We start from the raw sequence: 22979 nt of genomic DNA, 5'->3' as shown, positions 1-22979 counted from the left end.
GTTCAGAACGCGAAGATCTTGCCCGGGTTGAACAGGTTGTCAGGATCGAGCGCATGCTTCAGCGTCCGCATCAGATCGACCGCATCGCCCAGTTCCGCGACCAGCCAATCCTGCTTGCCGATGCCGATGCCGTGCTCGCCGGTGCAGGTGCCGTCCATCGCCAGCGCACGCTCGACCATCCTTGCGTTGATCGCCGACACCTCGGCGAGTTCCGCCTCGGACTCCGGATCGATCGAGAAGACGACGTGGAAATTGCCGTCGCCGACATGGCCGAGAATGGTTGCCGGGACCGACGACGCCTGGAGGTCGGCCTTGGTCTCGCCGATGCACTCCGCCAGGCGGCTGATCGGCACGCACACGTCGGTCGCCCAGCCGACCGCGCCCGGACGCAGGTTGACCGCCGCGTAATACGCCTCGTGTCGCGCCTTCCACAGCTTCGAGCGTTCCTCGGGCAGATTCGACCAACGGAAGTCGCCGCCGCCGTTCGCCGCCGCGAGTTCACGCACCGTCTCGGCCTGTTCGTCGACATAGCGCGGCGAGCCGTGGAATTCGAAGAACAGCGTCGTCAGTTCGGGATAGTCGAGCTTCGACCAGGCGTTGACCGCCTTCATCTGCATGTCGTCGAGGATTTCCACGCGGGCGAGCGGCACGCCGATCTGGATCGCCTGCACCACGGTATCGACCGCGCCGTTCAGCGTGTCGAAGCTGCACACCGCGGACGAGATCGCCTCGGGAATGCCGTGCAGCCGCAGCGTCACCTCGGTGATGATGCCGAGCGTCCCCTCGGAGCCGACGAATAGCCGGGTAAGATCATACCCCGCCGCTGACTTGCGCGCGCGGCGGCTGGTGCGGATCTCGCGGCCGTCGGGCGTCACCACGCGCAGGCTCAGCACCGCCTCGCGCATCGTGCCGTAGCGCACCGCGTTGGTCCCGCTCGCGCGCGTCGCCGCCATCCCGCCGATCGTCGCATTGGCGCCGGGATCGATCGGGAAGAACAGCCCCAGGTCGCGGATATGTTCGTTCAGCTGCTCGCGGCGGACCCCCGCCTGCACCGTGCAGTCGAAGTCCTCGGCGTTGATCGACACGATCTGCGTCATCTCGGACAGGTCGACCGAGACGCCACCCTGCACCGCCAGCGTATTACCCTCGATCGAGGTGCCAGCCCCGAAAGCCACGATCGGCACCTTGGCGGCGGTGCACAGCTTGACGAGATCGACGACCTCCTCGGTCGATCGCGCGAAGACGACCGCGTCGGGCAGCATCGGCGCGAAATGCGCCTCGCTGCTGCCGTGGTGGAGCCGCATCGCGTCGCTCATCTGGAGCGCATCGCCGAACCGCTGCTTGAGCGCCGCGACGAACGCGGGGTCGAGCGGTGCGCGCTCTATGGGGTCGAAATGCATGGTCATCCTAGAACCGGAAGCTGGCGCGCACGCCGTAGCGGCGGCGATCGCCCTGGATGGCGAGGTTCGACGCCAGCGGCGCGAGCCCGGCCCGCACCAGCGCCGACTTGTCGATATAGCTCTCGATGAACTTGGTGTTGAACAGGTTGGTGCCGAACGCCGTGACGGTCAGGCCACTCGAGAAACGGAAGCCGAGTGAGGCGTTGGTGATCGCATAGGCCGATAGTTTCGGCGCGACATTGGGGTCGAGCGAGGAGCCGATGCGGCTGCCCTTCCCGAAGATCCCGGCATCGAGCAGCACCGCATTGTCGCCGACCGGCACGGTGTAGGTCGTGTTGAAATTGAAGTTGTAATCGGGCGTGAAGATGATCCGGTCGCTCGATACGTGGACGCCGGTGGTCGCGAAATACTGGCTGTCGTCGGTGATGCGGGCATGGAGATAGGACGCGCCGGCATCGATCCGCCACTGGTTCGTCACGCGCAGATGCGCCTCCACTTCCGCGCCGTAGCTTTCAACAGTGCCGGTGTTCAGGTTGATCGCGACAAATCCGCCGCTGGTGTTGGGCGCGAGCGAGTTCTGGCCGATGAAGTCCTTGTAGTCGTTGTAGAACACGTCTGCGTTGATCGTCAGGCGACGGTCGAACGCGTCGAACTTGGTGCCGAGTTCGTAGGTCCAGACATTGTCGCCCTTGTAAGTCGCATCCTCCGGCCGCGTGCCCGGACCGTTCTGGCCACCGCCGCGGATACCCTTGGCGACCGAGGCGTAGCTCATCACTGCCGGTGTCCAGTGCTGCGTCAGCGTGACGCGCGGCTGGAACTGGTTCTTCTTGTACTCGGGCGCGGTATAGGGCGTGGTGCCGTTGACCTGGCTGGCGACCAGCTTCTGGTGATCGTACCGGCCGCCGACGGCGAGATCGAGCGTGCCGACTTTCAGGAACGCGGTGGCGAAGATCGCGCGCGTGTCGTTGCGGACATAGGTCGACGACGGCGTGGTCGAGGCCGGCGCCGGGAAGGTCGGCCCCAGCAGCGCGCGGAAGTCGATCGTCGTCAGCTGATCGCTCGTCTGCGTGTAGCGGTTGCCGTACAGCCCGATCAACGTCGAGAACGCGTCGCTCCACTGCGTATCGAAGCGGAGTTCGGCGGTCTTGGTCTTCAAGGTCGAACCGCCGCGGGTGCGGAGCAGGTCGACGGGGCCGAAATCGCCGTCGTTGATTCCGGCGACATTCTTCTGGTTGTAGGCGCCGATCGCGGTGATCTTGGTCTTGAGCGAAGCGGCATCGAACTCGCCCTTCACGCTCGCGCCGTAATAGTCGATCACCGCGCGGTTCAGGACGTTGGTCGCGCCGTCCAGGCGGTAATCGGTCGGCCCGGCGACGTGGATATACGACGTGCTGCCGCCCGCGGTCCGGTCGTAATTGCCGTTGACGGTGAACACCGCCCAATCCGCCGGCGTGAAGCGCAACGTGCCGCCGACGCTCTGCTGTTTCAGCGGGTTCATGTCGCCGATCGTCAGCGTGTTGCGCATGAAGCCGTCCTGCTCGTGATAGGAGGCGCCGATCCGGAACTGGAGCAGATCGCGGACGATCGGCCCGCTGACCGAGCCCGAGACCGACGCGTAATTGTCCGTGCCGGCGACGGCCGCGTCGAACCGCCCTTCCCATTCGTTACCCGGCTGGCGTGTGATGACGTTGATCGCGCCGCCCAGCGTGTTGTTGCCGAACAGCGTCCCCTGCGGTCCGCGGAGAACCTCAATCCGTGCAACGTCGACGATCGGTGAGTTGAGGTAGGAGGTGTTCGGCTGATAGACGCCGTCGATGAAGATGCCGACGCCCGGCTGTACGGTGTCGATCAGCGTCGTACCGATGCCGCGGATCGACACGAACGCGCGGCCTACGCTGTCCGAATTGATGTTGAGGCCCGGCGTGTAGGACGCGACGTCCTTGACGGTGTTGACCTGCAGCTCCTTCAGCCGGTCGCCCGTGATCGCGGTGACTGCGATAGGCACATCCTTCAGCGACTCCTGGCGCTGGCGGGCGGTGACGACGATGTCATCGGAGCTGACGGGCGTTGCGGTCTTGGCCGTATCGGCGGCGTCCTGTGCGTAGGCCGGCACGGTCGTGAAGGCGGCGGCGGCGCATCCTGCGGCGAGCAATGTCTTGAAGCGCATTGGATCCTCATCCCTTTAGAGCGCCGATCCATCGCCGGCTACTTCTACAGTCAGAGCTATCCGATAGCTTACCTGTATGAAAGGTTCCGCGCTATGCCGTCCGGCTCGCGGGCTTCGCCGATCGGTGCGTTACCAACAGCTATAGCCGCCGTCGGCGAGGACGATGCTGCCGGTCATCAGGCTCGCCGCATCCGAGGCTAGGAATGCAACGATCGACGCGACTTCTTCGGGTTCGCCGAGTCGGCCCTGCGGCGTGCCGTCGATCCAGCGCTTGTACATTTCGCCCTCGCGATCCGCGAAGCTGTTGAGGACGGTGTTTATATAGGTCGGCGCAACCGCGTTGACGCGGACGCCGCGTGGCGCCCATTCGGCAGCGAGGCTCTTGGTAAGCTGGTGCACTGCGGCCTTCGACGCGTTGTAATAACTCTGCGGTTGCGGCCGGTTGACGATGAAACCGCTCATCGACCCGACATTGACGATCGCGCCCCTCCCCGCCGCCAGCATGTGACGGCCAAAGGCGCGCGCACACCAGAAGGTGCCGTTGAGGTTGACGTCGAGCACGTTCAGCCAATGCTCGTCGGCGACGTCTTCCGCTGGGGTTTCACTGCGCGCGATCCCGGCATTGTTGGCGAGGATGTCGATCGCCCCGAGCTGATCTGCGACCGTGGTGACGCGTGCCGAGTCGGTCACGTCCATCGCGATACCGTCGACCGCATAGCCCTTGTCCGAGAGCGCAGCCTGCCCGGAAGCGATCGCACCGTCGTCGCGGTCGGCGATCGTCACGTAAGCGCCCATTTCGGCCAGCGCTTCGGCACACGCCAGGCCGATCCCCGCCGCGCCCCCCGTCACGAGCGCACGACGGCCGGTCAGCTTCAGTCGTTCGAGATACATCGTCGGTCCTCAGGGCAGGAAGGGTGCGGCCGGCATGACTGGCTCATGCCGCGCCTCCTGCCGGACAAGCGAATAGACCTGCCGCGTTTCGGCATCGAATTCGACCCAGGGCAGGCGGCCATCGGTCGCGAACCGGATCCACAGCGCGTGCATCCGTTCGGCCAGATCCTGCGGCGGATTGGGTCCGCACAGACCCTGCTCGCCGGTCGCACACGCCAAGGTATCGAACACGAACGGAAGCTCCATCCCGTGTGAGGCACCAAGCTCGCCGCCGAACATCGGCGAGCGCCAGTCGAATTCGTACATGTGCGTGCGCCCCTTGTGCGCTTCCGCAAACCTGCGCGCTGGCCAGCGAAAGACGAGGTCGTTCATCGCGTCCGTCAGCGCCTGTCCCGGCTTCCTGCCCTTCGTGCCGATCCCGTAGGCCTTAACCACCTTGCGCGCATGCGGTTGCGACTTGTGAAGGACATAGGTCGCCAGCAACCGCCCAATTTTGTCACGCACGCCGGTGGGGACGAGATAAAGGTTCATCTCCTCCGCATTGGTGCCGATCAGCAGGTCCACCTCCGCGCCAGCGCCGTTCGCCAGCGCATCGAGCGGACGTTGCGGCAGCACGTCGTCGCCGTGGACGGGGACGAAGCGGCTGATCCCGAACACCGGTTCGTGGCCCGCCTCGTCGCGCAGATCGATCCGCGCGGTCGGTGCGGATACCGCCTCGACCGCGTCGATCAATGCGTCGTACGGCACGCTGCCGAAGCCGGTCGCGTCGGGGGTGATCTTCAGGATCTTCGCGAGCTTCTTCACCAGTCGCTGCATCACCGGGACCGACCGCGTCATTCCGCCGTGTCCGCTCTGAACGATCGCCCGCCGGAACAGTCCCTTGGCGAGCGGCGAGGCGATCAGATCGGCGATCGCCATGGCCCCCGCGGACTCACCGAACACCGTGACGTTGTCCGGATCGCCGCCGAACGCGGTTATCCCGTCTCTTACCCATGTCAGCGCCGCGATCATGTCGCGCAGACCCAGGTTGGTCGGCACGCCGGGGATCGGCAGGAAACCGTCCACGCCCATCCGGTAATTGATCGCGACGCAGATCACGCCGTCGCGCGCGAACGTCGCGCCGTCCTGCACCGGCGCATCCTTGCTACCAATGACGAACCCGCCGCCGTGGATGAACACCATCACCGGCAGGCCAGTTCGGTCGTCATCGGGCCGCCAGATATTCGCCGTCAGATACTCGTCGCCCGGCGCCCAGCCCTCGCCGATCAGCGGTACGGTATCGAGGCCGGGGAACGCCTTGGTCCGCTGCGGTGCGTTCGGTCCGGCCAATGTCGCGTCGCGTACGCCTGACCACGGCACGACAGGTTGTGGCGGTGCGAACCGGTTCGCACCCACCGGCGCCGCGGCGTAGGGCACGCCGAGGAACCGCCGTACGTCGCCCGCGGCGCTCCCCTGCACGATACCGTCGGCGGTCGAGACGATGGGTTGGCTCACGATGTTCTCTCCTCCCGATCCGCAGCCGCGGTCGGAGAACAAAGGTAGCAGCCCGGCAAAGTACGTCGCGAACTCACGTTATGCCCATCGTTGCTTTCATCGTGCAGTCCGGCGGGCTGGCGAGCGCCCGCGTTACCAGGCCCCGGTTCCGGTCGCCCCCTGCCGGTATTCGGCGATTCGCCGTCGGGTCGCGGGAGATGTCGTCTCCGGCAGGTCATCTACCGCAAACCAGCCAGCCTGTTCGATCTCCCGCAGGTCGGCACGGGCGAGGATACCGCTTGTAGCGGTTCGGACGACGAAGATCACGATGTGGTCGTCCTTGCCCTCTCGGCGGCTGTGATAGACCCCTAGGACCCGCTCGATCACCGCGTCGGCAATCGCCACCTCTTCTGCGAGCTCGCGCATCAGCGCCGCTTCGATACTCTCGCCCTTCTTGACGCCGCCGCCCGGGAGATACCAGTGATCGGCATAGGTATGCCGCACCAGCGCGACCCGCCCGTCCCGATCCAGCAGGAGCGCGCGAACACCGATCGTGCGCGGCTTGCCGATTCGGCATAACAATCTGGCCGCCTTGCCGATCAGTCGATGCGATATGCCCACGCGCTTATGTCCCGATGTGTTCGACGCGTCGCAATACTACCGAAACCTCGTTCGACGCGCATATGCTTCTCGGCAAGCACAGTCATGCAGCGGGCGCGCACAGCGAATGCTTTCGTCGCTAGCACCGAATGCGCGCAGACTGCGACGGCGCCCCTGAAATCCGAATCGCAAGGACGACGCGTCGAGATTACGTCTGCTCGCCGTGCCTGCATTCCGGACATCGGCGAGGCGTTACGACGTGGGAGGGCGATGGTGAAAGAGGGTCTGTTGGCAGCGATCGAAAAGTGGCGACAATCATGAAGCAGCTTCGTCGTGCGAATAACGTTGCCGACCTGCGCCTAATGGCACGCAAACGGCTGCCGCGACCGATCTTCGACTATATCGACGGCGGGGCCGACGACGAGGTGTCGCTGCGTCGAAACGTCAGCGCGTTTTCGGACTACGAGCTTGTCCCGGACGTACTGAACGATGTCTCGGCGATCCGGACCGGCATGACGCTCTTCGGACAACCATCGCGATGGCCGCTCATGCTCGCGCCAACCGGTCTCACCCGCATGTTCCACGGGCATGCGGAACTCGCCGTCGCGCGCGCGGCCGCGCGGCACGGCATCCTCTACAGCCTGTCGACGATGGGAACGACGCGGCTGGAAGACCTTGCCCAGGCATTCGCCGGACCGAAGGTTTTCCAGATCTATATCTTCAAGGACCGCGGCCTCACCGCGGAGTTCGTCGCGCGCTGTCGCGACGCAGGCTTCCACGGGCTGGCGCTGACCGTCGACACGCCGGTCGCCGGCAACCGCGAGCGAGACCGGCGCAGCGGACTGTCGCTGCCGCCCAAGCTGACGCTCAAGTCGTTGCTGAGCTTCGCGCGTCATCCCTCATGGTCGCTGCCCGCGCTGACGGGATCGAGATTCGATCTTGCGAACGTCAGTCACAAGATCGACGCGCTGGCATCGGGGCCGATGAGCCTGTTCGACTATATCGGTGGCCAGTTCGATCGCTCGGTCGGTTGGCGCGACGTCGAATGGCTCGCGCGCGAATGGAACGGTCCTCTCGCGATAAAGGGCGTGATGACACCCGAGGACGCGCGACGTTCCATCGCGTCGGGCGCGACCGGCGTAATGGTTTCCAATCACGGGGGTCGCCAGCTCGACGGCGCGCCCGCGCCGATCGATCAGATCGCAGCGGTACGCGACGCCGTCGGCGATGCGCCGGACGTCATCTGCGACGGCGGCATCCGGCGCGGCTCGGACGTGGTGAAGGCGTTGGCGCTAGGCGCGACCGCCTGTTCGATCGGGCGTCCCTATCTGTACGGCCTCGCAGCCGCCGGAGAAGCAGGCGTCGACCGGGTGCTGACGCTGCTGACCGAGGAAATCGAGCGCACGCTGACGCTGGCCGGCGTCAATGATGTCGCATCCCTGTCCTGCCGCCATGTTCGGACTCGGGAAAATATGCGCGATAAGGCGTAGTTTTCGGCACCAATGGGATCGTCATGTCGCATCCGCTATTGGGCAGGCTCATCGACACGTGGCTATCCGACGCCTGCCGCCTTGAGCGGCGCTGATGTGTTTCGGCATAGGTGCACTCAAGAGAAACCAGCCTCATTGACTGATTGACGATCTAAAGTTCGGGCTCTCGCCGACTTCTGCAAATGACTCCCAAAAAGATTTAGAATCGACCCACTTGTGGAATTTTGCCGGTCCCCAAAACCTGCCGTTCGTTCATCACGTTTGAACGCCTTGATCGAACTCGATTCTGGGTTGAACGGTAGAGCCCGCAAAGGCGACCATCCTACAATCCAGCTTGGTCAATCATGGATGCAACCTCGACCGGCAATGCGGACTCTGACTTTGGCAGGAACCGGTTAAACGCAGTCTGCACTCGCTTGCGTGCGACCTGATATGCCTTGTGTCGGATCGCACGCGTCGCATTCGTCCGCCATGATGGGCTTTCACCAAGCAGCGCCTCCCACTTCGCCTCCTCTGCCTCCAGGATCGACAGCGCCAAGCGCAGTCCATCTCGCCGCCCGCGTGCATAATCTTCGGACATCGCCAGCTTTTCCGTCATGCGCGCACCGTTGGTCTCGCACCCGATCCTTGGCAAGGCAGACCCCAGTCGGGTGGCACGTCCGAGATCGATCCAAAGACCCATGTGTGGACGGCCCTCCGTTGGCAAGCTTGAACAGTCGCGTTGCAATGCTGGTTGGTGCGGCCATGTGTCCGACCTGTTGTGCGGCTCTTAGCGCCGCTGGCCATAATGCCATTCGCGCGGTTCGGGTCCCGATCACAAACACGCACTCGAGGTGCTTGGGTCTTTGTGGGTTTTCCCGATCCGGCGGTTCAACCGGCTTGTTGCATTAGCTCCTATCCGCCCTTCCCAACCTCGTCCGGTGTGGTCGCCCGCACCGTATCCTGTTACGCGATCTGCGGCTCGCGATAGCGCTCGCCGCTGGCCATCATTGCCCAGATCATGCGGGCGTTCTTGTTAGCGAGCGCGACCGCGGCGACCTTGGTCTTCCGCCTGGCAAGCAGTTGCACCAGCCAGGGCCGCTTAGCCCCGTTCCGCTCGGCATAGCGCACGACTGCCATAGCGCCGACGATCAGCATCTGACGCAGATATTGGTGGCCCGCCTTCGTGATGCTGCCCAGCCGCTCCTTTCCGCCGCTCGAGTTCTGCCGCGGCACCAGGCCTATCCAAGCAGCCAGGTTGCGGCCCGAGCGGAAGATCGCGGGGTCAGGAACCGTGGCGACGATGGCGCTGGCGAGCAGTGGCCCCACGCCGGGTATCTCCATCAGCCGGCGACCAAGCTCGGTCTCGCGTGCGCTCGCCAGGATGCGACGATCGTTCTCGAGGATCTGCTCCTTTACGATGCGCAACTGGGCTGCCAGCATCTCCAGGCAGAACCGCGCATCGGCCGGTACGCGCTCATCGGTAGGATCAGCGATTACGTCGAGGAGCTGCTCGATGCCGTTTCTGCCAATCGGCGCTGCAATCCCGAACTCGGCCAAGTGCGCCCGCATCGCGTTCGACAGCTGCGTGCGCTGGCGGTTTAGGATCAGGCGGACACGATGGAGCATCATCGCGCTCTGCTGCTCGGGCGACTTGATCCCGACGAAGCGCATGGTCGGGCGGGTCACGGCCTCGCAGATCGCCTCGGCATCAGCCGCATCGTTCTTGCCTCGCTTGACGTACGGCTTCACGTACTGCGCCGGCATCAGCTTCACGTCATGCCCGAGCGCGACCAGCTCGCGCGCCCAGAAGTGTGATGTCGCACACGCCTCAATGCCGATCAGACACCGGGGCAGCTTGGCGAAGAACTTCAACATCCGCCCACGCGTCAGACGCTGGCGAACAACCACTGCGCCATCAGCATCCACTCCGTGCACCTGAAACACGTTCTTCGCGATATCCAGACCGATCGTTGTGACGTTTCCCATCGTGACTCTCCTTCGACTCTCCGCAGGACATACTGCTTGAGGGTTGGAGAGCCGTCCACGTCATCATAATCGGACGCTGCGACGGTCGGAGACCCTTTCCAGCTTCGGACGTTCGTTCAGCTTCGTGCGAAATCGACTAAGACAGCGCTCCTCCGTCAACCGCCAGGTTCATCTTACGTGTATCTTCAGATGACCCACGTTGGCTGTATTGCCGGCATTACGACGCCACCCGGCTACGTGGAATCCGGCGGATCGAACGCCCAGAGTGCGACCTCATTCAGCGGTCACCCCAGTGTGCCACGCGATCCGCCAGCCGGCGAAGACCTGCTGAACGATAATGCGATTGACTCGCGTTAGCCCCTCCGTCAAGTGCGTCGATCGTGGGGGACACAATGCGTATTATTCATATCTCGGCGCTCGCGTGCGCAATATGTTGGGCGAGTTCCGCGAGCGCTCAGCAGGCAACGGACGAGCCGCAAGGCGACGACATCATTGTCACCGGTGAAAAGTCGAACCGCACGTTGCAGGATACGCCGACCAGCGTAGCGGTCACAACGCCGGAGCGGATCCGGCAGGAAAATATACTGACGATCCAGGATATCTACAGCCGCACTGCCAACGTCGCAGAGACGTATGGCGCGGCGGGATTTACCATCCGCGGGATCAGCAACCAGGGGGTCGGCGCCGGAGGCAGTGCTGATACCGCGACCGTGTATGTCGACGGAGCGCCGATCCCGCGCGAGGCGCTGTTCGGTGGTCCTACAGATTTATGGGACGTGGCGCAGGTCGAGATCCTGCGCGGCCCGCAATCGACGATCCAGGGGCTCAACGCGCTCGCCGGGGCGATCGTACTGAAGACGCGTGACGCCTCGACCACCGAATACAGCGCCGATGCGCGTGTGCTTTGGAGCGAGTTCAACGACCGCACATTCTCGGCTGCAGTTGGCGGCCCGCTGGTGAAGGACGAACTGGGCGTCCGCATCTCGGCGGGGCGCCGCAATGATCGCGGGCTGATCCGCAACGTCACCCGCGGCGGCTATGACGATGCGCTCGAATCTCTGAACCTGCGCGGCAAACTCAAATGGACGCCGCACGCGTTGCCTGGGCTGGACGTTCAGGCGAGCTACAATCGCGTCCGGCGCGATGGCGGCTACCTCTACGAATACAGCCGCACCGACGTGCCCGATTTCTACGACAATCGCGTCTCGACCGGCGACGCGCCGAGCCGCGGGCATATCAAGACCGACATCGCCGTGCTCAATGCCGGCTACGAGATCACGCCTCGGCTTCGGCTCTCCAGCATCACGTCTTTCAACAAGACCCATACGCGCGCGGTGATCGATACCGACGGGACGGCGGCAAACCTGCAGGTGGTCGATAACACCAACGACTTCCGCACGTGGACGCAGGAACTGCGGCTCAATTACGAAGGCGACCGGTTGAGCGGCGTGCTTGGCGCCTGGGCCTACAGCCGCTCCGGCGGACTTGTCGCGGCGAACCGGCTCAACATCAACACGCCGACGGGCACGATCGCCGCACTGTTGCAGGGCGGTGGTTTCCCTGCGGCCGCCGCGACGCAGATCGCCAACCTCTACACCGCGGCGCTGCCGGTCATCCCGGTGGCGTATGCTGCGGATTTTCCACAGCGCGTGCGCACAGCCGCGTTGTTCGGGGATGCGCGTTACAAGCTGACCGACCGGCTCTCGCTGATTGGCGGCTTCCGCTACGATCACGAGACCAACCGCTATACTGCGGAGACGGTAGCGACCTTCACCGGCACCCTGCCCAGCCCCACCGCGTTCGGCGCACCGGGAACTCCGCTGTTCCTCGCCGTCTCTGCGGTCAATCAAGGCGTGCTTGGTCTGGTGGGCAACGCCAATTCGGCGCGGGCGAGCAATGCACGCAGCTTCGATGCCTTCCTGCCTAAGGCAGGGCTCAACATGGCATGGACACGCGATGTCAGCACCGCCTTCACCGTGCAGCGCGCCTATCGCTCGGGCGGATCGAGCCAAAACCCGGCGCGCGCGCTGCTGGTGGCGTATGACCCCGAATATAGTTGGAACTACGAAGGCTCGCTGCGATCGCGCTGGCTTGATGGCAAGCTGACACTGAATGCCAACGTTTTCTACATCGACTGGAAAAACCAGCAGACGAACGCCTTTTTCGGCCTGAACGAATTCGACTACAATACCGTCAATGCGGGCAAGTCGCACCTCTACGGGTTTGAGGTGGAGGCGCAGGGGCAGATCAGCCGCGCGGTCGACGCCTATGTGTCCGTTGGCCATGTCCGTACCAAATTCGACGATTTCACGCTGCCGAACGGTTCGACCAGCGCTGTCGACCTTGCCGGATCGGAATTTCCCTATGCCGCGCACTGGACGATCGCAGGCGGGGTGAACGCGCGCGTGGGGCCTGTCGTCGGCAACCTGAACGCCAATTACCGCGGGCCGGTATTCAGCGATGTCGGCGTGACGCAGGTGCAGGGGCGATTGCCCGGGCGTACAGTCGTCAATGCACGACTAGGCTGGGAGATGGATCACGTCACGATCTTCGCCTTCGCGCGCAACCTGCTGAACGAAGACTACAAGCAGTATGATTTCGCCAGCAGCAGCCGTGCGATCCTCGGCGATCCGCAAACGTTCGGCGGCGGTGTGGAGGTGCATTTCTGATGTTGGCAGTGGCGCTCGCCAGCATGGCGGGCGGCGCCGGTGGCGCTGTGTTGCTGCGCCATGCGTGGGCAGATCGCACGCGCGAGCGCCCTGTGCTGGTTGCGGCCGGATGGGTGACGCTGCTCGCGACCGTCTTGCTCGCCGCGTGGAGCATCGGGCCGGTAAAGGGTATAGCGGTGGGGGTTGCAGCGATCGGCATCGGTGCGCTTGGCGTCGTCGTACAGGGCCGCGTGCGACGTGCGGCGCGGGCATCGCGCGACAGCTTGGCACCGGAGCCGCTGGAGGGGCCGTCGCGCGCGTGGCGCGGGTGGATGAAGTTCCTACTTGCCGGTCCGCTTGGCATGACCGCGGCAATGGGCCTCGCCTTTTGCTACGCCGCCTGGGCGCCGGGTGATCCACGGACACGGATCATCATCGGGGGCCTCCTGATGCCCGTCGCCTGGGCGCTGGCGATGACGTGGACGCTGGCCGACCAGCGTCTGCTGCGCGCACTGGGGGTGCTGGTGGGAACGACGGTCGTCGGCTTCGCCCTGGCGGCAATGCGAGGCCTCGCATGACCATGTCGAAGGTGAAGAGCCGCTGGCCGCTGTCGCCTGCAACGGTGCGCGCGGTACTCAGCGGGCACGGTATTCTTGGACTGGCCTTTGCGGCGATAATTTACCTGGTGTGCCTGTCGGGTACGCTGACGGTGTTCGTCCACGATCTGGAACGCTGGGAGCAGCCGGCCAGGCCAGTCGTGTCCCGGATCGACGATACGGCGATGATGCGTGCGCTCGATACAGCACGCGCGCAGGTACCGACGGGCACGACGCTCTACGCCTCGCTGCCGTCGGCTGGCGAACCCGGCGCTGAGATCACCGCGTATTCGCCCACATTCGAGCGTGAATGGTCGATCGATGCGCATGGCGCACTGCTCGAAAAGGCTACGGCGTTTTCCGAATTTGTCGTGAACCTCCACATCGCGCTGCACCTGCCGCGTAGTTGGGGCGAGTTCATTGTCGGGTTGGCCGGCGTGGCACTGTTGTCTTCCTTGGTGTCCGGGATCCTTGCGCATCCGCGTGTACTCAAGGACGCCTTCCACCTGCGCCGCGGCGGCTCGCGCCGGTTGCAGGAGGCCGACCTGCACAACCGGCTGGGCATATGGGCACTTCCGTTCCATGTCGTTATCGCGCTGACCGGAGCACTGCTGGGGCTCAGCACCCTGATCGTCGGGGTGCTGGCCATGCTGCTGTACCGTGGCGATACGGCGAAAGTGTACGGCCTCTTCATCGACGCGCCGCCCGCCGTGAACGCCTCGCCCGCGCCACTGCCACCGCTCGCTGCCCTGCTCGCCGAGGCGCGACGCCGTGCACCCGAGGCGGCGCCGCATCAATTGATCATCGAGAACGCCGGTCGCGCCGATGCACGGATCACGGTCACCTCCGAACGCCTACGGCTACTCGTCCCGCAAGACACCACGAGCTTCGACGCGGCGGGCCGCGTGCTGAAGGATCGGCACCCCCGTGATCTGGCCGCGGGGACAAAGATCCTGGGCGGTATCGGTCAGCTGCATTTCGGCTGGTATGGCGGGCTACCGGTGCGGATCATCTATGGTCTACTCGGCCTTGCACTGTGCGTGCTCACGTCGAGCGGCGTGACCATCTGGCTCGCCCGCCGCCGCGACCGGGGCCGCGCGGTGCCGCAATGGGAACGGTTGTGGGCGTCGGTCGCCTGGGGGCAACCGCTCGCGTTCGCGCTGGCCGCGCTCGTAACGATCGCCGTGCCAACTGGCGGGGCGGCATTATGGACCTGGCTCGTCGCAACCGTGGTTCTGTTGTCAGGGTCCGGGGCGCTGCGCTTTCCAGCGACTGCGATCGCGCACGGCTTACGTCTCGCGCTGGCAGTAGCAATGATCACACTAGGCGCATGCCATCTTACGGCTTATTTCGTCACGCCGGCCAGCTTGGGAGTAGACATCCTTCTGCTGATCGGCGGCAGTGTAATTTTCCTGTTGGGCAAATATAGCCGCGCTTCTGCAATTGTGGCTAAACGCGTCGGCCAACGTGCAATCGTAAGTAAATGACCCATACCCGGACATTCGCGCGCCCTTCCCCACCTCCCAACTTCAGCCGTTCGTTCATCTCCGCGATAAGATTTACAAACCTCAAACCCCCGCCCAGAATGCCTTTATCAAAAGATGGATAGGATACAGATATTGCAAGATCGTATGATTACTCACAACTCATCCCCGCAATAAAATTAAGCTGCCAGAACATCTTTTCCAGGTTCTTTACCTATTACTCTTTGTATATCTAGACAGAAAGCAATGTGTCGACTTCTAGCCTATCTTTCTATGTTGGCCATCCCCATACTGGATACCTAGCTTACCTCCCGATATGCAAGTTAAAATAATTTTGTTATGTGTTACGGCATCTACCGGCTGAAGCGCAGCGTCAGTAACGCCGTCCCGGGGTCGGGAAAGTTTTTGTACCATGCACCGATCGACGGGTTGTAGACCGACGCAACCTGCTTGCTCGTGTTCAGCACGTTGCGGACCGACAGCGCGACGTCAACATGCGGGTTCGAGGTATTCCATGTGATCGTGCCGTTGACATAGGCTTGGCCGGGCGAGCGGTCCTGCGGGCGATTGAGCGCAGATGCATAATAGGACGACTGGTAATTGACGTCCGCCGCCAGCCTCAGCGAACCCGCGGTGGCCAAGGGCAGTTCGTAGCTCGCGCCACCGGTGACGGTCCATTCCGGCGCATTGGTCAGGCGGTTGCCGTCGGCGTTCACCCCTGCCCCGCCCGCGCCCTTATAGTCGTCGAACGTCGCGTGGAGATACCCGCCCGCGAGTTGCAGGCTAAAGCGATCGGTCAGGGTGGCGCTGTTCTCGATCTCGACGCCCCAGCTATGCGCCTTGCCCGCATTGCCGCGGCGCGATCCCTGATAGACCGGATCGAAGAACGACACCTGCAAATCCTGATAGTCGTTGTAAAACACCGCGATGTTCGAGCGCAGCGCGCGGTCGAACAGTGTCGCCTTCAGCCCGGTTTCGTAGGTGCTGACCTTCTCCGGCGCGAACGGCAGCGTCGCAAGGTCGAGCCGCGTCGCACGGTTGTCATACCCGCCCGATTTGAAGCCCTGCGAATAGCTGGCATATTGCAGCAGCGTCGGGTTCCATTGCGCCTGCACCGAGGCTTTCGGGGTCAGCGCACGCCACGTCTTGTCCGCTTCTCCCGCAATCGACTGTGCGGTGGGCACGCGCGCGAGGTTGATGACCTTGTTGTCGAACACGAAATCCTTGTGCTCGATCGTGCCGCGAAGCCCGCCGGTGACACTGAACACGGACCCGAGCCGATACGTCGCCTCGCCGAAGATCGCATACGCGTCGGTGGTCGTGATGTTGTGTGCGCGGAGCCCAGATACGGCGGCCGTCGGCGACGTGCCAAGGCGCGTGAATCCGTCGCGTTCGACGAAGAAGCGCTCGTGCAGATAGAACAGCCCCCCGGTAAAGGTCAGTGCGCCGTAATCGCCATTCAACTGCACTTCCTGCGTCACGTAGCGATCATTGTAATGGATCAGGTTCTTCTGGATCAGCGCGGACTGGCCGTCATTGTCGTACGAGACCGGGTCGAGATTGAACCCGCCGACCGCGGTGATCGACTTCAGGCTGAGATGCTCGCCGAGCGCGTATTTGACCCTGAGCGACCCCGAACGGCCGTCGAGATCCTGGAGCGGCTCGACCTCGGAATAGGAGGTACGCTTGTCGAACACGACACCTGGCTGGTTGACCGGGATGTAGCTACGCGAGTCAGAGCGGTCGCGGACGAGATTGGCGGTCAACAACACGTCGAGATCGGCATTCGGCGTCCAGCGAAGCTTGGCCCTGAACGAGTCCACGTCGATCCGGTTGACGTCGTGGCCGAGCGTCGGATCCTTGGTCACACCGTCGCGACTGTGGTGGATATACGAGAAGCTTGCCGCCAGCGTATCGCTTAGCGGACCGCTGACCAGCGCGCGCGCGTCGACCTCGTTCTTGCTGCCATAACCGATCGCGGCCTTGAGGTGCGTTTCCTGATCGGGATCGCGGGTTATGATCCGCAGCGCGCCAGCACTCGAATTGCGACCGTAGAGCGTGCCTTGAGGGCCCCGCAGAAGTTCGATCCGTTCGAGATCGTTGAACTCCACCATCGAGCCGATCTGTCGCGGGATGTAGACGTCGTCGACATAGACCGCGAGCACCGGCTCCTGGATCGGGTCGCTTTCGCCGACGCCGCGCAACGAGAAAGTCTGCGTGGTGTGGCTGATCGAGGTGCGGGGCACGAACAGATTGGGGACCTGCCCTGCCAGATCGCGCACGTCGCGGATGTCGCGATCCTGCGCGAGCTGCCCGCCGAACACGGAGATCGCGATCGGCGTCTTCTGCAGGTCGGTCGAACGGCGCTCGGCAGTGACGATGATCTCACCGCGATCGGACGTGTCGGTTCGGTCCGACGTATCGACCGGATCCGTAGTCGACGGACCGCCCGTCGTCTGCGCGCTCGCGGACCACGCCAACCCGAAAGCCATGGTTGCGACGGATATCTTCAGCAAACGCCGTATAGTACGACCCATCAATGCGACCCCTTGTTATGTCGCTGAACTATGGAGTCGATCTGGTATTGGCACGAGTTGCTTTAGGTATCCGGCCTCAAACTACCGATTGTTCGTCGATACACATATGTATCATTGACTGTTCTTCAGTATATTTTCCCGATCCGTGCATTGAGTGCGGTCGACCAGAGCGGACGGACATCCACCTTCGCCGGAATCACCTTTGCCGTCGCGAACCGGTCTGCAACCTGTTGCTGCGAGGCGATCGCCGCATCGGTGACGGGCACTATGCGCGGATCGGCACTGCGCTCTCTAAACTGCTGGAGCCAGATCGCCTCGGGCACCCCGGTATCCTTGGCTAGTGCCGCCGCCCAGGCCGCGGGGTTGGCCACCGACCAGGCGAAGGTCCGCGCGATCTTGCCGAGATAGTCGCCGATGGCTTCGACGCGGAGCGGGTCGGCGAGCGCGGCGGTCGACGCCGCGACGACGTAATTGCCCGACAGCCTCCCCTTGCCGGTGGCGAGCACGCGCGCGCCGGTCGACCGGACGAGACTGCCCTGCACGCCGTAGATTACCCATGCGTCGAGCCGCCCCTGCTGGAACGCGGTTAGTCCGTCCGATGGCGACAGCGCGATCGGCAGGACGTCCGCGAACGTCAGCCCGACTTCGTCGAGTAGGCGCAACAGTATATAATGCGAGGTGGTCGCGCGAACATAGCCGACGCGCTTGCCGCGCAGACCCGCCGCATCGTGGATGGTCGAGCCAGCCGGCACCAGCACGACCTGATTGTTCACATCGTACTGCTGCACCGCGATCAGCCGGAACAGCGGGTCCGCAGCGGCGGCGAAGATCGGCGGTATCTCGCTCATCCCGCCGAAGTCGATCGCGCCGGCGTTGATCGCCTCGACGATCTGGTTGCCGCCCGCGAACAGCGCCTTGCTCACCGTATAGGGCGCCGCCGCTTCGCCGGCCTGCGCGAAGAACGAGTCGATCTGCCCCTTGTAGGTGGCGACGCGCAGCGTCACGTCCTTCAGCGCGACCGGTTTGGAACTCCCGCGTCCGCACGCCGACAGGGCAAGCGCGCCCCCGATCACCGCGCGGCGGGACAGCAGCGGGGTCAATCGAGCAAATCCGGCTCTTGCGAGACGATCACGTCCCAATAGGGCTGGAACGCCCACAGCGCGCCGACCTCCGTGCCGACCTGCGACGCGGTGTGCCGCGCGACCGCGTCGCTCATCGGCTTGGTCGTGCCAGCCGCCTCGGCGAGCAACTGCGCCTGGCACGCATTCTCCACCGCGAGATAGCGCCAGACCGCCGCCTCGACCGAATGACCGACCGTCAGGATGCCGTGGTTCTGAAGGATCACCGCCTTGCGATGGCCCAATGTGTGCGCGATCTTCTCGCCCTCGCTCGCGTCGAGTACGACGCCGCTATACTCCTCGAACAGCGCGTGGTCGTCGTAGAAGGCCGCCGAATCCTGCGTCAGTGGATCGAGCAGCCGGCCGAGCGACGACCATGCCTTGCCGTACAAGGAATGCGAGTGCGCCGCCGCGATAACGTCGGGCCGGGCCTTGTGCAGCTCCGAATGGATCGCGAACGCTGCACGGTTGAGGCGCGGGGGCACGCCCTTGGGGGGCTCGACGACCGCGCCTTCGTGACTGACGAGCATCAGGTGCGACACCTTGATCCGGCCGAAATGCACGCCAAACGGGTTGACCCAGAAATGATCGGGCCATTCGGGATCGCGCACCGTGATGTGCCCCGCGCCGCCCATGTCGTAGCCGTTGCGCCCGAACAGCCGGTACGCGGCGGCCAGGCGCTGTTTGCGATACAGCCGTTCGACCGCGGGATCGGCGTGAACCGGGATCACGGACGACCCGAACTCGGGCAACAGCGCCTCGACGATCGCAGTCTCGTTCGGCTCCTGGCGCCGCAGGGGAAGCGGGTTGGTCATCGTCGGTCTCCTCAATAGCCGCGAGCGCGATCCACCACGCCGTCGAGCGGTTGCCCGCGGCGGAAGCGATCGAGATTGGCGGCGAAACTCAGCGAAAGATTGCGGCGCGTCTCGGTCGTGTGGACGCTGGTATGCGGCGACAGGCGGACGCGGGGATGCGTGTAGTAGCGGTGCCCGGCGGTCAGTGGCTCCGGATAGGTGACGTCGAGCGTCGCGCGCCCGACCCGCCCCTCGTCGAGCGCGGCAAGCAACGCATCGTCGTCGATCAGGATGCCGCGGGCGATGTTGATGAGGTGCAGGTTCGGTTTAGCCAGCGACAGGAGTTTCGCGTCGACCATCCGCTCGGTCTGTGCAGTCGCGGGCGCGGCGAGGACGACGTGGTCGGCCTGCGCGAAGATCGCCGCGGGATCGGCACGCTCGACACCCGCTGCGAGCGGCAGGTCCGAGCGGCGCGTGGCGATCACCCGCATCCCCAGCGCCTGCGCGCGCGGGGCGAGCGCCTCGCCGATCGCCCCAAACCCGATCAGCCCGAGCGTGGTGCCGCCGACGGTGGCGAGCGGCTTGGCCACCCAGTCTTTCCGATCGCGGATCCAGATGTCGGGGAGATGTTTGGCCTCCGCCAGGATCGCGGCAAGCGCGAACTCCGCCAGCGCGATCGCCGACGCCCCGCGTGCGGTGGTGACGACCGGTCCCTCGAACAGCCAGTCGGGATAGAAATCGATGCCCACCGAGACGAGCTGAATCCAGCGCAGATCGAACGGCCAGCCCCTGGGTCGCACCGGAAACGCATCGCCCGGCCGTCGGAACGGCGCGGCGATCAGGACTTCGGGCCCGTGCGCGAGCCCTGCCGATCCCGGCGCGACGCTGACGATCTCAGCCGCCTGCGTCGAGGCTGCAAAGGCGTCGTTGAAGAGCATCGGTAACTGGCTGGCGACCTGCACACGCGTCACGCGCCACGCTCCGCGAACGCCGCGCGACCGGTGCTGCCCAGCACGACATCGCCCTGTGGGGTGTGGATACGTCCGCACAACACATCGCGCAGGTGGCGCTCCAACGGATTGTGTCTTGTAAGTCCCGCATTGCCAGTGACCGCGATCGCCTTCTCCACCGCGGCGATCGCGTTCTCCGTGACGAGGTGCTTGACCATCCCCGCCTCCAGCCCGCTCGTAGCGCCCGACGTACCCGCATCGAGCAGCAGACGGTTCTGCAACAGCAAGCCGTCGATCGTCCCAACGACCTCCTGGAACCGCGGCAAGGTCGACAACGAAGCACCTAGATTGGTCGGCTTGCGATCGATCAGCCAGCCGACCAGCCAGTCGCGCGCATTCCGTGCGACGGCGTCATAGATCGCCGATGTCAGCACCGCGGACCAGTTGGCGAACGTAGCGGAATAGGGCGGCTGCTTGCCGACCGGCCTGGGCTCCAGCGCCTGATCGAACGGCACCAGAACGTCCTCGAACACCACATCGTGGCTGGCACTCGCGCGCAGCCCGAGATGATCCCAGCTCTCCTCGATCCGGACGCCCGGCGTATCGGCGCGTACCAGCCAGCCGCCGACCAGCGGCTCGGCGTCGTCCGACCGCGCCCAGACCACCATCCACGTCAGCGCGGTCGAGCCGGTCGAGAAGATCTTCCGCCCGTCGAGCCGCCAGCCCTCGGCCGTGCGCTGCGCGATCGTGCCGGGCAGGCCGCCGCGCGCCGGCGTGCCCAGATCCGGCTCCACCCGCAGCGCATTGATCAGCGCGCCATCGCGCAACGCCTCGCCGACGACACGCGTCTTCAGGCTTTCCGAAAAACCGGAGCGATCGTCGAGCCCGGCATGAAACAGATACTGCATCGTCAGAACGAGCGCGGTCGCCGGTTCACCGCTCGCGACCGCGGCGATCACACGCCGAGCCTCCGCCAGATCGCCGCCACCACCGCCAAGCCGATGAGGCGCGGTCAGCGCGAGCAGGCCGTGACGGTGCAGTAGCGCGAAGTTCTCGACCGGCAACGTGCCGGCGCGGTCATGCTGTGCGGCGGTTGCAGCGAACGCGGCCGTGACCCCCGGCAGGATCGCATCCAGATCAAGCGTCGGACCCTGCGGCGCGATTGAGAGGAGTTGCGCACTCATCGCAGGACCATCTCGATCAGGTCGTCGACCGGCTTCGCGTAAAGACGATCGGTCGCGCACGGCGCGTGGCTGCCGTGCTGCGATCCTGGTCCGGGATTAGGATATTCCAAGGCTGCGCTCCTTCTCGCAGCATGGAGCGCTTCATTTCCCATCGAATCAATGTAGATTGTCTGCTAACGCATATGAGCGTGGCTTCTAGGACCGATGATGGCCGTCAACATTCCCACCGACGTCGTGCGCAGTTTCGTCGCGATCGTCGATGCCGGTTCGATGCTCCGTGCCGCGGACCGCGTTTTCGTCAGCCAGTCCGCGCTCAGCCTGCAGATGAAACGGCTTGAGGAACTGCTCCAGGTCGCGCTGTTCCGGCGGGAGGGACGCAGGCTCGTCCTGTCGGTGCAGGGCGAACGGTTCCTGCCGCACGCGCGCGAGCTGCTTGCGGTCAACGATCGTGCGGTGGCAGCACTTGGCGACGGCAGCCTGGCCGGCCCCGCACGGATCGGTTTCGTCCAGGATTTCGCGGAGACGTTGTTGTCCGGCGTCTTGTCGGTGTTCGCGTCGAGCAACCCCGACGCCTCGCTCGACGTCCGCGTCGCAGGGTCGGCCGAACTGCTCGATCTGCTCGCGGCCGACCGCCTCGATATCGTCCTGTGCATCGGCGAGGACACCGACACGGCCGCCGTCGTCACCGCCGACATGCACTGGCTCGGCAATCCACGCCTGACCTCCGCCGCGATCCTGCCCCTGGCGGTGCTCCAGAAGCCATGCCGCTTCCGCGATGCCGCGATCGCCGCGCTGGAGGCGGCGGGCAGGCCCTACCGGATCGTCCTGGAGACGCCGAGCCTGTCGGCGCTGCGCGCGGCAGTAACCGGCGGGATCGGTATAACCTGCCGGACCGACGCCTTGATGGGGCTCGATCCGGAAATCCACGACGGGCTCCCCGCGCTGCCCCGCGTCGCCTATGTCCTGCACATCAACGATACGCGACATCCGGTACTCGACCGACTCCACGACGTCGTCCTTCGTTCGATCGTCGAATCCGCCAGCGCAGATTGACTCTCTTCACGGTCGCAAAGGCTTTCTTTGCCGGCCGGACAACACGTTGAAATCGGTGATCCTTTGAGCCCGTATTTGCAACGCTAATAAGCGTGGCGAGCCATTCTCTAGATGGTCGGTGCGTTCGTGTTTCTCGTGCCCGTGGTCCTCACCCACGACCTGACGACGGTCGCCTTATGCCTGTCGCTCGCCTTCTTCTTCTCCGAGCTAGTGGTGGCGCCGATCTGGGCGGTACCGAGGGACATCGCGCCGCAATATGCCGGCACCGCCAGCGGCATGATGAACTTTGGCTTCGGGATCGCCGGTATCCTCTCTCCGCTAGTGTTCGGCGCGGCGGTAGATCTGACGGGCAGCTGGTCGATCCCGTTCTGCGCATCGCTGGCGCTAATCCTGGTCGGCGCCGACCTGTCGTTCTTCATGCACCCGGAAAAGCCTTTCCAGACGGATGGAACTCGCTGAGTCGAAATGGGGAAAGCACCGCTTTGCAGGACGTGGTGACATATCGCGTGAAATCTAAACGCCCTGATCTCAGCCGAAACTCGGGATAGAACGGTCTGGCGCGTATCTGTGCTGCTGCGTTGCGCCGCTGACCGGAACAAGGCAGCTTCCGCGTTCTTGGAAAGGGA

General features: G+C 64.4%; 18 protein-coding genes. 6 read left to right on the top strand and 12 right to left on the bottom strand.

The features are described from left to right. Positions 1 to 2: 2 nt before the first annotated feature. The 5 genes from AC3D24_RS02910 to AC3D24_RS02890 form a co-directional block, all read right to left on the bottom strand. Positions 3 to 1406 (bottom strand): FAD-binding oxidoreductase, encoded by a 1404-nt coding sequence (locus AC3D24_RS02910; RefSeq protein ID WP_056481447.1) that lies wholly within the window; start codon positions 1404 to 1406, stop codon positions 3 to 5. 1 nt (position 1407) lies between these two features. After that, positions 1408 to 3567, bottom strand: a complete 2160-nt coding sequence (locus AC3D24_RS02905) for a TonB-dependent receptor (protein ID WP_489028016.1) — start codon at positions 3565 to 3567, stop codon at positions 1408 to 1410. Positions 3568 to 3696: 129 nt separating this feature from the next. Beyond that, positions 3697 to 4458, bottom strand: coding sequence for an SDR family NAD(P)-dependent oxidoreductase (locus AC3D24_RS02900; RefSeq protein WP_489028014.1), 762 nt, complete (start codon positions 4456 to 4458; stop codon positions 3697 to 3699). A 9-nt stretch (positions 4459 to 4467) separates the two neighbouring features. Next, a complete protein-coding gene (locus AC3D24_RS02895; protein ID WP_489028012.1) occupies positions 4468 to 5952 on the bottom strand; it encodes a carboxylesterase/lipase family protein in 1485 nt (494 codons plus the stop codon). Positions 5953 to 6084: 132 nt separating this feature from the next. Further along, a complete protein-coding gene (locus AC3D24_RS02890) occupies positions 6085 to 6552 on the bottom strand; it encodes an NUDIX domain-containing protein (protein ID WP_489028010.1) in 468 nt (155 codons plus the stop codon). 296 nt (positions 6553 to 6848) lie between these two features. Between AC3D24_RS02890 and AC3D24_RS02885 the strand changes: the two genes are divergently transcribed. Further along, on the top strand, positions 6849 to 8021 hold the full coding sequence (locus AC3D24_RS02885; protein WP_489028008.1) for an alpha-hydroxy acid oxidase: 1173 nt from the start codon (positions 6849 to 6851) through the stop codon (positions 8019 to 8021). A gap of 322 nt (positions 8022 to 8343) precedes the next feature. Here the strand turns inward: AC3D24_RS02885 and AC3D24_RS02880 are convergent, their stop codons facing one another. Both AC3D24_RS02880 and AC3D24_RS02875 read right to left on the bottom strand, forming a co-directional pair. Continuing rightward, complete coding sequence (locus tag AC3D24_RS02880) at positions 8344 to 8619, bottom strand: hypothetical protein (protein WP_235982751.1); 276 nt, start codon at positions 8617 to 8619, stop codon at positions 8344 to 8346. Between the two features lie 347 nt (positions 8620 to 8966). Then, on the bottom strand, positions 8967 to 9989 hold the full coding sequence (locus AC3D24_RS02875; protein WP_107956118.1) for an IS110 family RNA-guided transposase: 1023 nt from the start codon (positions 9987 to 9989) through the stop codon (positions 8967 to 8969). Between the two features lie 392 nt (positions 9990 to 10381). Between AC3D24_RS02875 and AC3D24_RS02870 the strand changes: the two genes are divergently transcribed. Genes AC3D24_RS02870 through AC3D24_RS02860 form a run of 3 tightly spaced genes read left to right on the top strand, consistent with a single transcriptional unit; the run spans position 10382 to position 14720 of the window. Further along, positions 10382 to 12658, top strand: a complete 2277-nt coding sequence (locus AC3D24_RS02870; RefSeq protein ID WP_489028005.1) for a TonB-dependent receptor — start codon at positions 10382 to 10384, stop codon at positions 12656 to 12658. Further along, the gene (locus tag AC3D24_RS02865; protein ID WP_489028003.1) at positions 12658 to 13215 is read left to right on the top strand and encodes a hypothetical protein; all 558 of its coding nucleotides are present in this window, start codon (positions 12658 to 12660) and stop codon (positions 13213 to 13215) included. The genes AC3D24_RS02870 and AC3D24_RS02865 overlap by 1 nt, the downstream gene beginning before the upstream one ends. Next, on the top strand, positions 13212 to 14720 hold the full coding sequence (locus AC3D24_RS02860) for a PepSY-associated TM helix domain-containing protein (RefSeq protein WP_489028001.1): 1509 nt from the start codon (positions 13212 to 13214) through the stop codon (positions 14718 to 14720). Before AC3D24_RS02865 ends, AC3D24_RS02860 begins: the two co-directional genes overlap by 4 nt. 350 nt (positions 14721 to 15070) lie before the next feature. Here the strand turns inward: AC3D24_RS02860 and AC3D24_RS02855 are convergent, their stop codons facing one another. The 5 genes from AC3D24_RS02855 to AC3D24_RS02835 all read right to left on the bottom strand — a co-directional run bounded on the left by AC3D24_RS02855 (position 15071) and on the right by AC3D24_RS02835 (position 21300). Continuing rightward, positions 15071 to 17254, bottom strand: coding sequence for a TonB-dependent receptor (locus AC3D24_RS02855; protein ID WP_489027999.1), 2184 nt, complete (start codon positions 17252 to 17254; stop codon positions 15071 to 15073). Positions 17255 to 17379: 125 nt separating this feature from the next. Further along, positions 17380 to 18354, bottom strand: a complete 975-nt coding sequence (locus AC3D24_RS02850) for an ABC transporter substrate-binding protein (RefSeq protein ID WP_489027997.1) — start codon at positions 18352 to 18354, stop codon at positions 17380 to 17382. Further along, positions 18351 to 19187 carry a class II aldolase/adducin family protein gene (locus AC3D24_RS02845; protein WP_489027995.1) on the bottom strand — a complete coding sequence of 279 codons (837 nt, stop codon included), beginning with the start codon at positions 19185 to 19187 and terminating at the stop codon, positions 18351 to 18353. Before AC3D24_RS02845 ends, AC3D24_RS02850 begins: the two co-directional genes overlap by 4 nt. 11 nt (positions 19188 to 19198) lie before the next feature. After that, positions 19199 to 20137, bottom strand: coding sequence for an NAD(P)-dependent oxidoreductase (locus AC3D24_RS02840; RefSeq protein ID WP_489027993.1), 939 nt, complete (start codon positions 20135 to 20137; stop codon positions 19199 to 19201). Continuing rightward, positions 20134 to 21300, bottom strand: a complete 1167-nt coding sequence (locus AC3D24_RS02835) for an acyl-CoA dehydrogenase family protein (protein ID WP_489027992.1) — start codon at positions 21298 to 21300, stop codon at positions 20134 to 20136. Before AC3D24_RS02835 ends, AC3D24_RS02840 begins: the two co-directional genes overlap by 4 nt. A gap of 207 nt (positions 21301 to 21507) precedes the next feature. On the opposite strand from AC3D24_RS02835, the gene AC3D24_RS02830 reads away from it, so the two are divergent. Both AC3D24_RS02830 and AC3D24_RS02825 read left to right on the top strand, forming a co-directional pair. Beyond that, the gene (locus AC3D24_RS02830; RefSeq protein WP_489027990.1) at positions 21508 to 22353 is read left to right on the top strand and encodes a LysR substrate-binding domain-containing protein; all 846 of its coding nucleotides are present in this window, start codon (positions 21508 to 21510) and stop codon (positions 22351 to 22353) included. Positions 22354 to 22464: 111 nt separating this feature from the next. After that, positions 22465 to 22812, top strand: coding sequence for a hypothetical protein (locus AC3D24_RS02825; RefSeq protein WP_489027988.1), 348 nt, complete (start codon positions 22465 to 22467; stop codon positions 22810 to 22812). The last annotated feature ends 167 nt before the right edge of the window (positions 22813 to 22979 follow it).

The organism is Sphingomonas sp. SL1004 (assembly GCF_057815015.1).
Note: the sequence above shows the minus strand (reverse complement) of the source record. Positions and strands in the feature narration are given on the sequence as shown.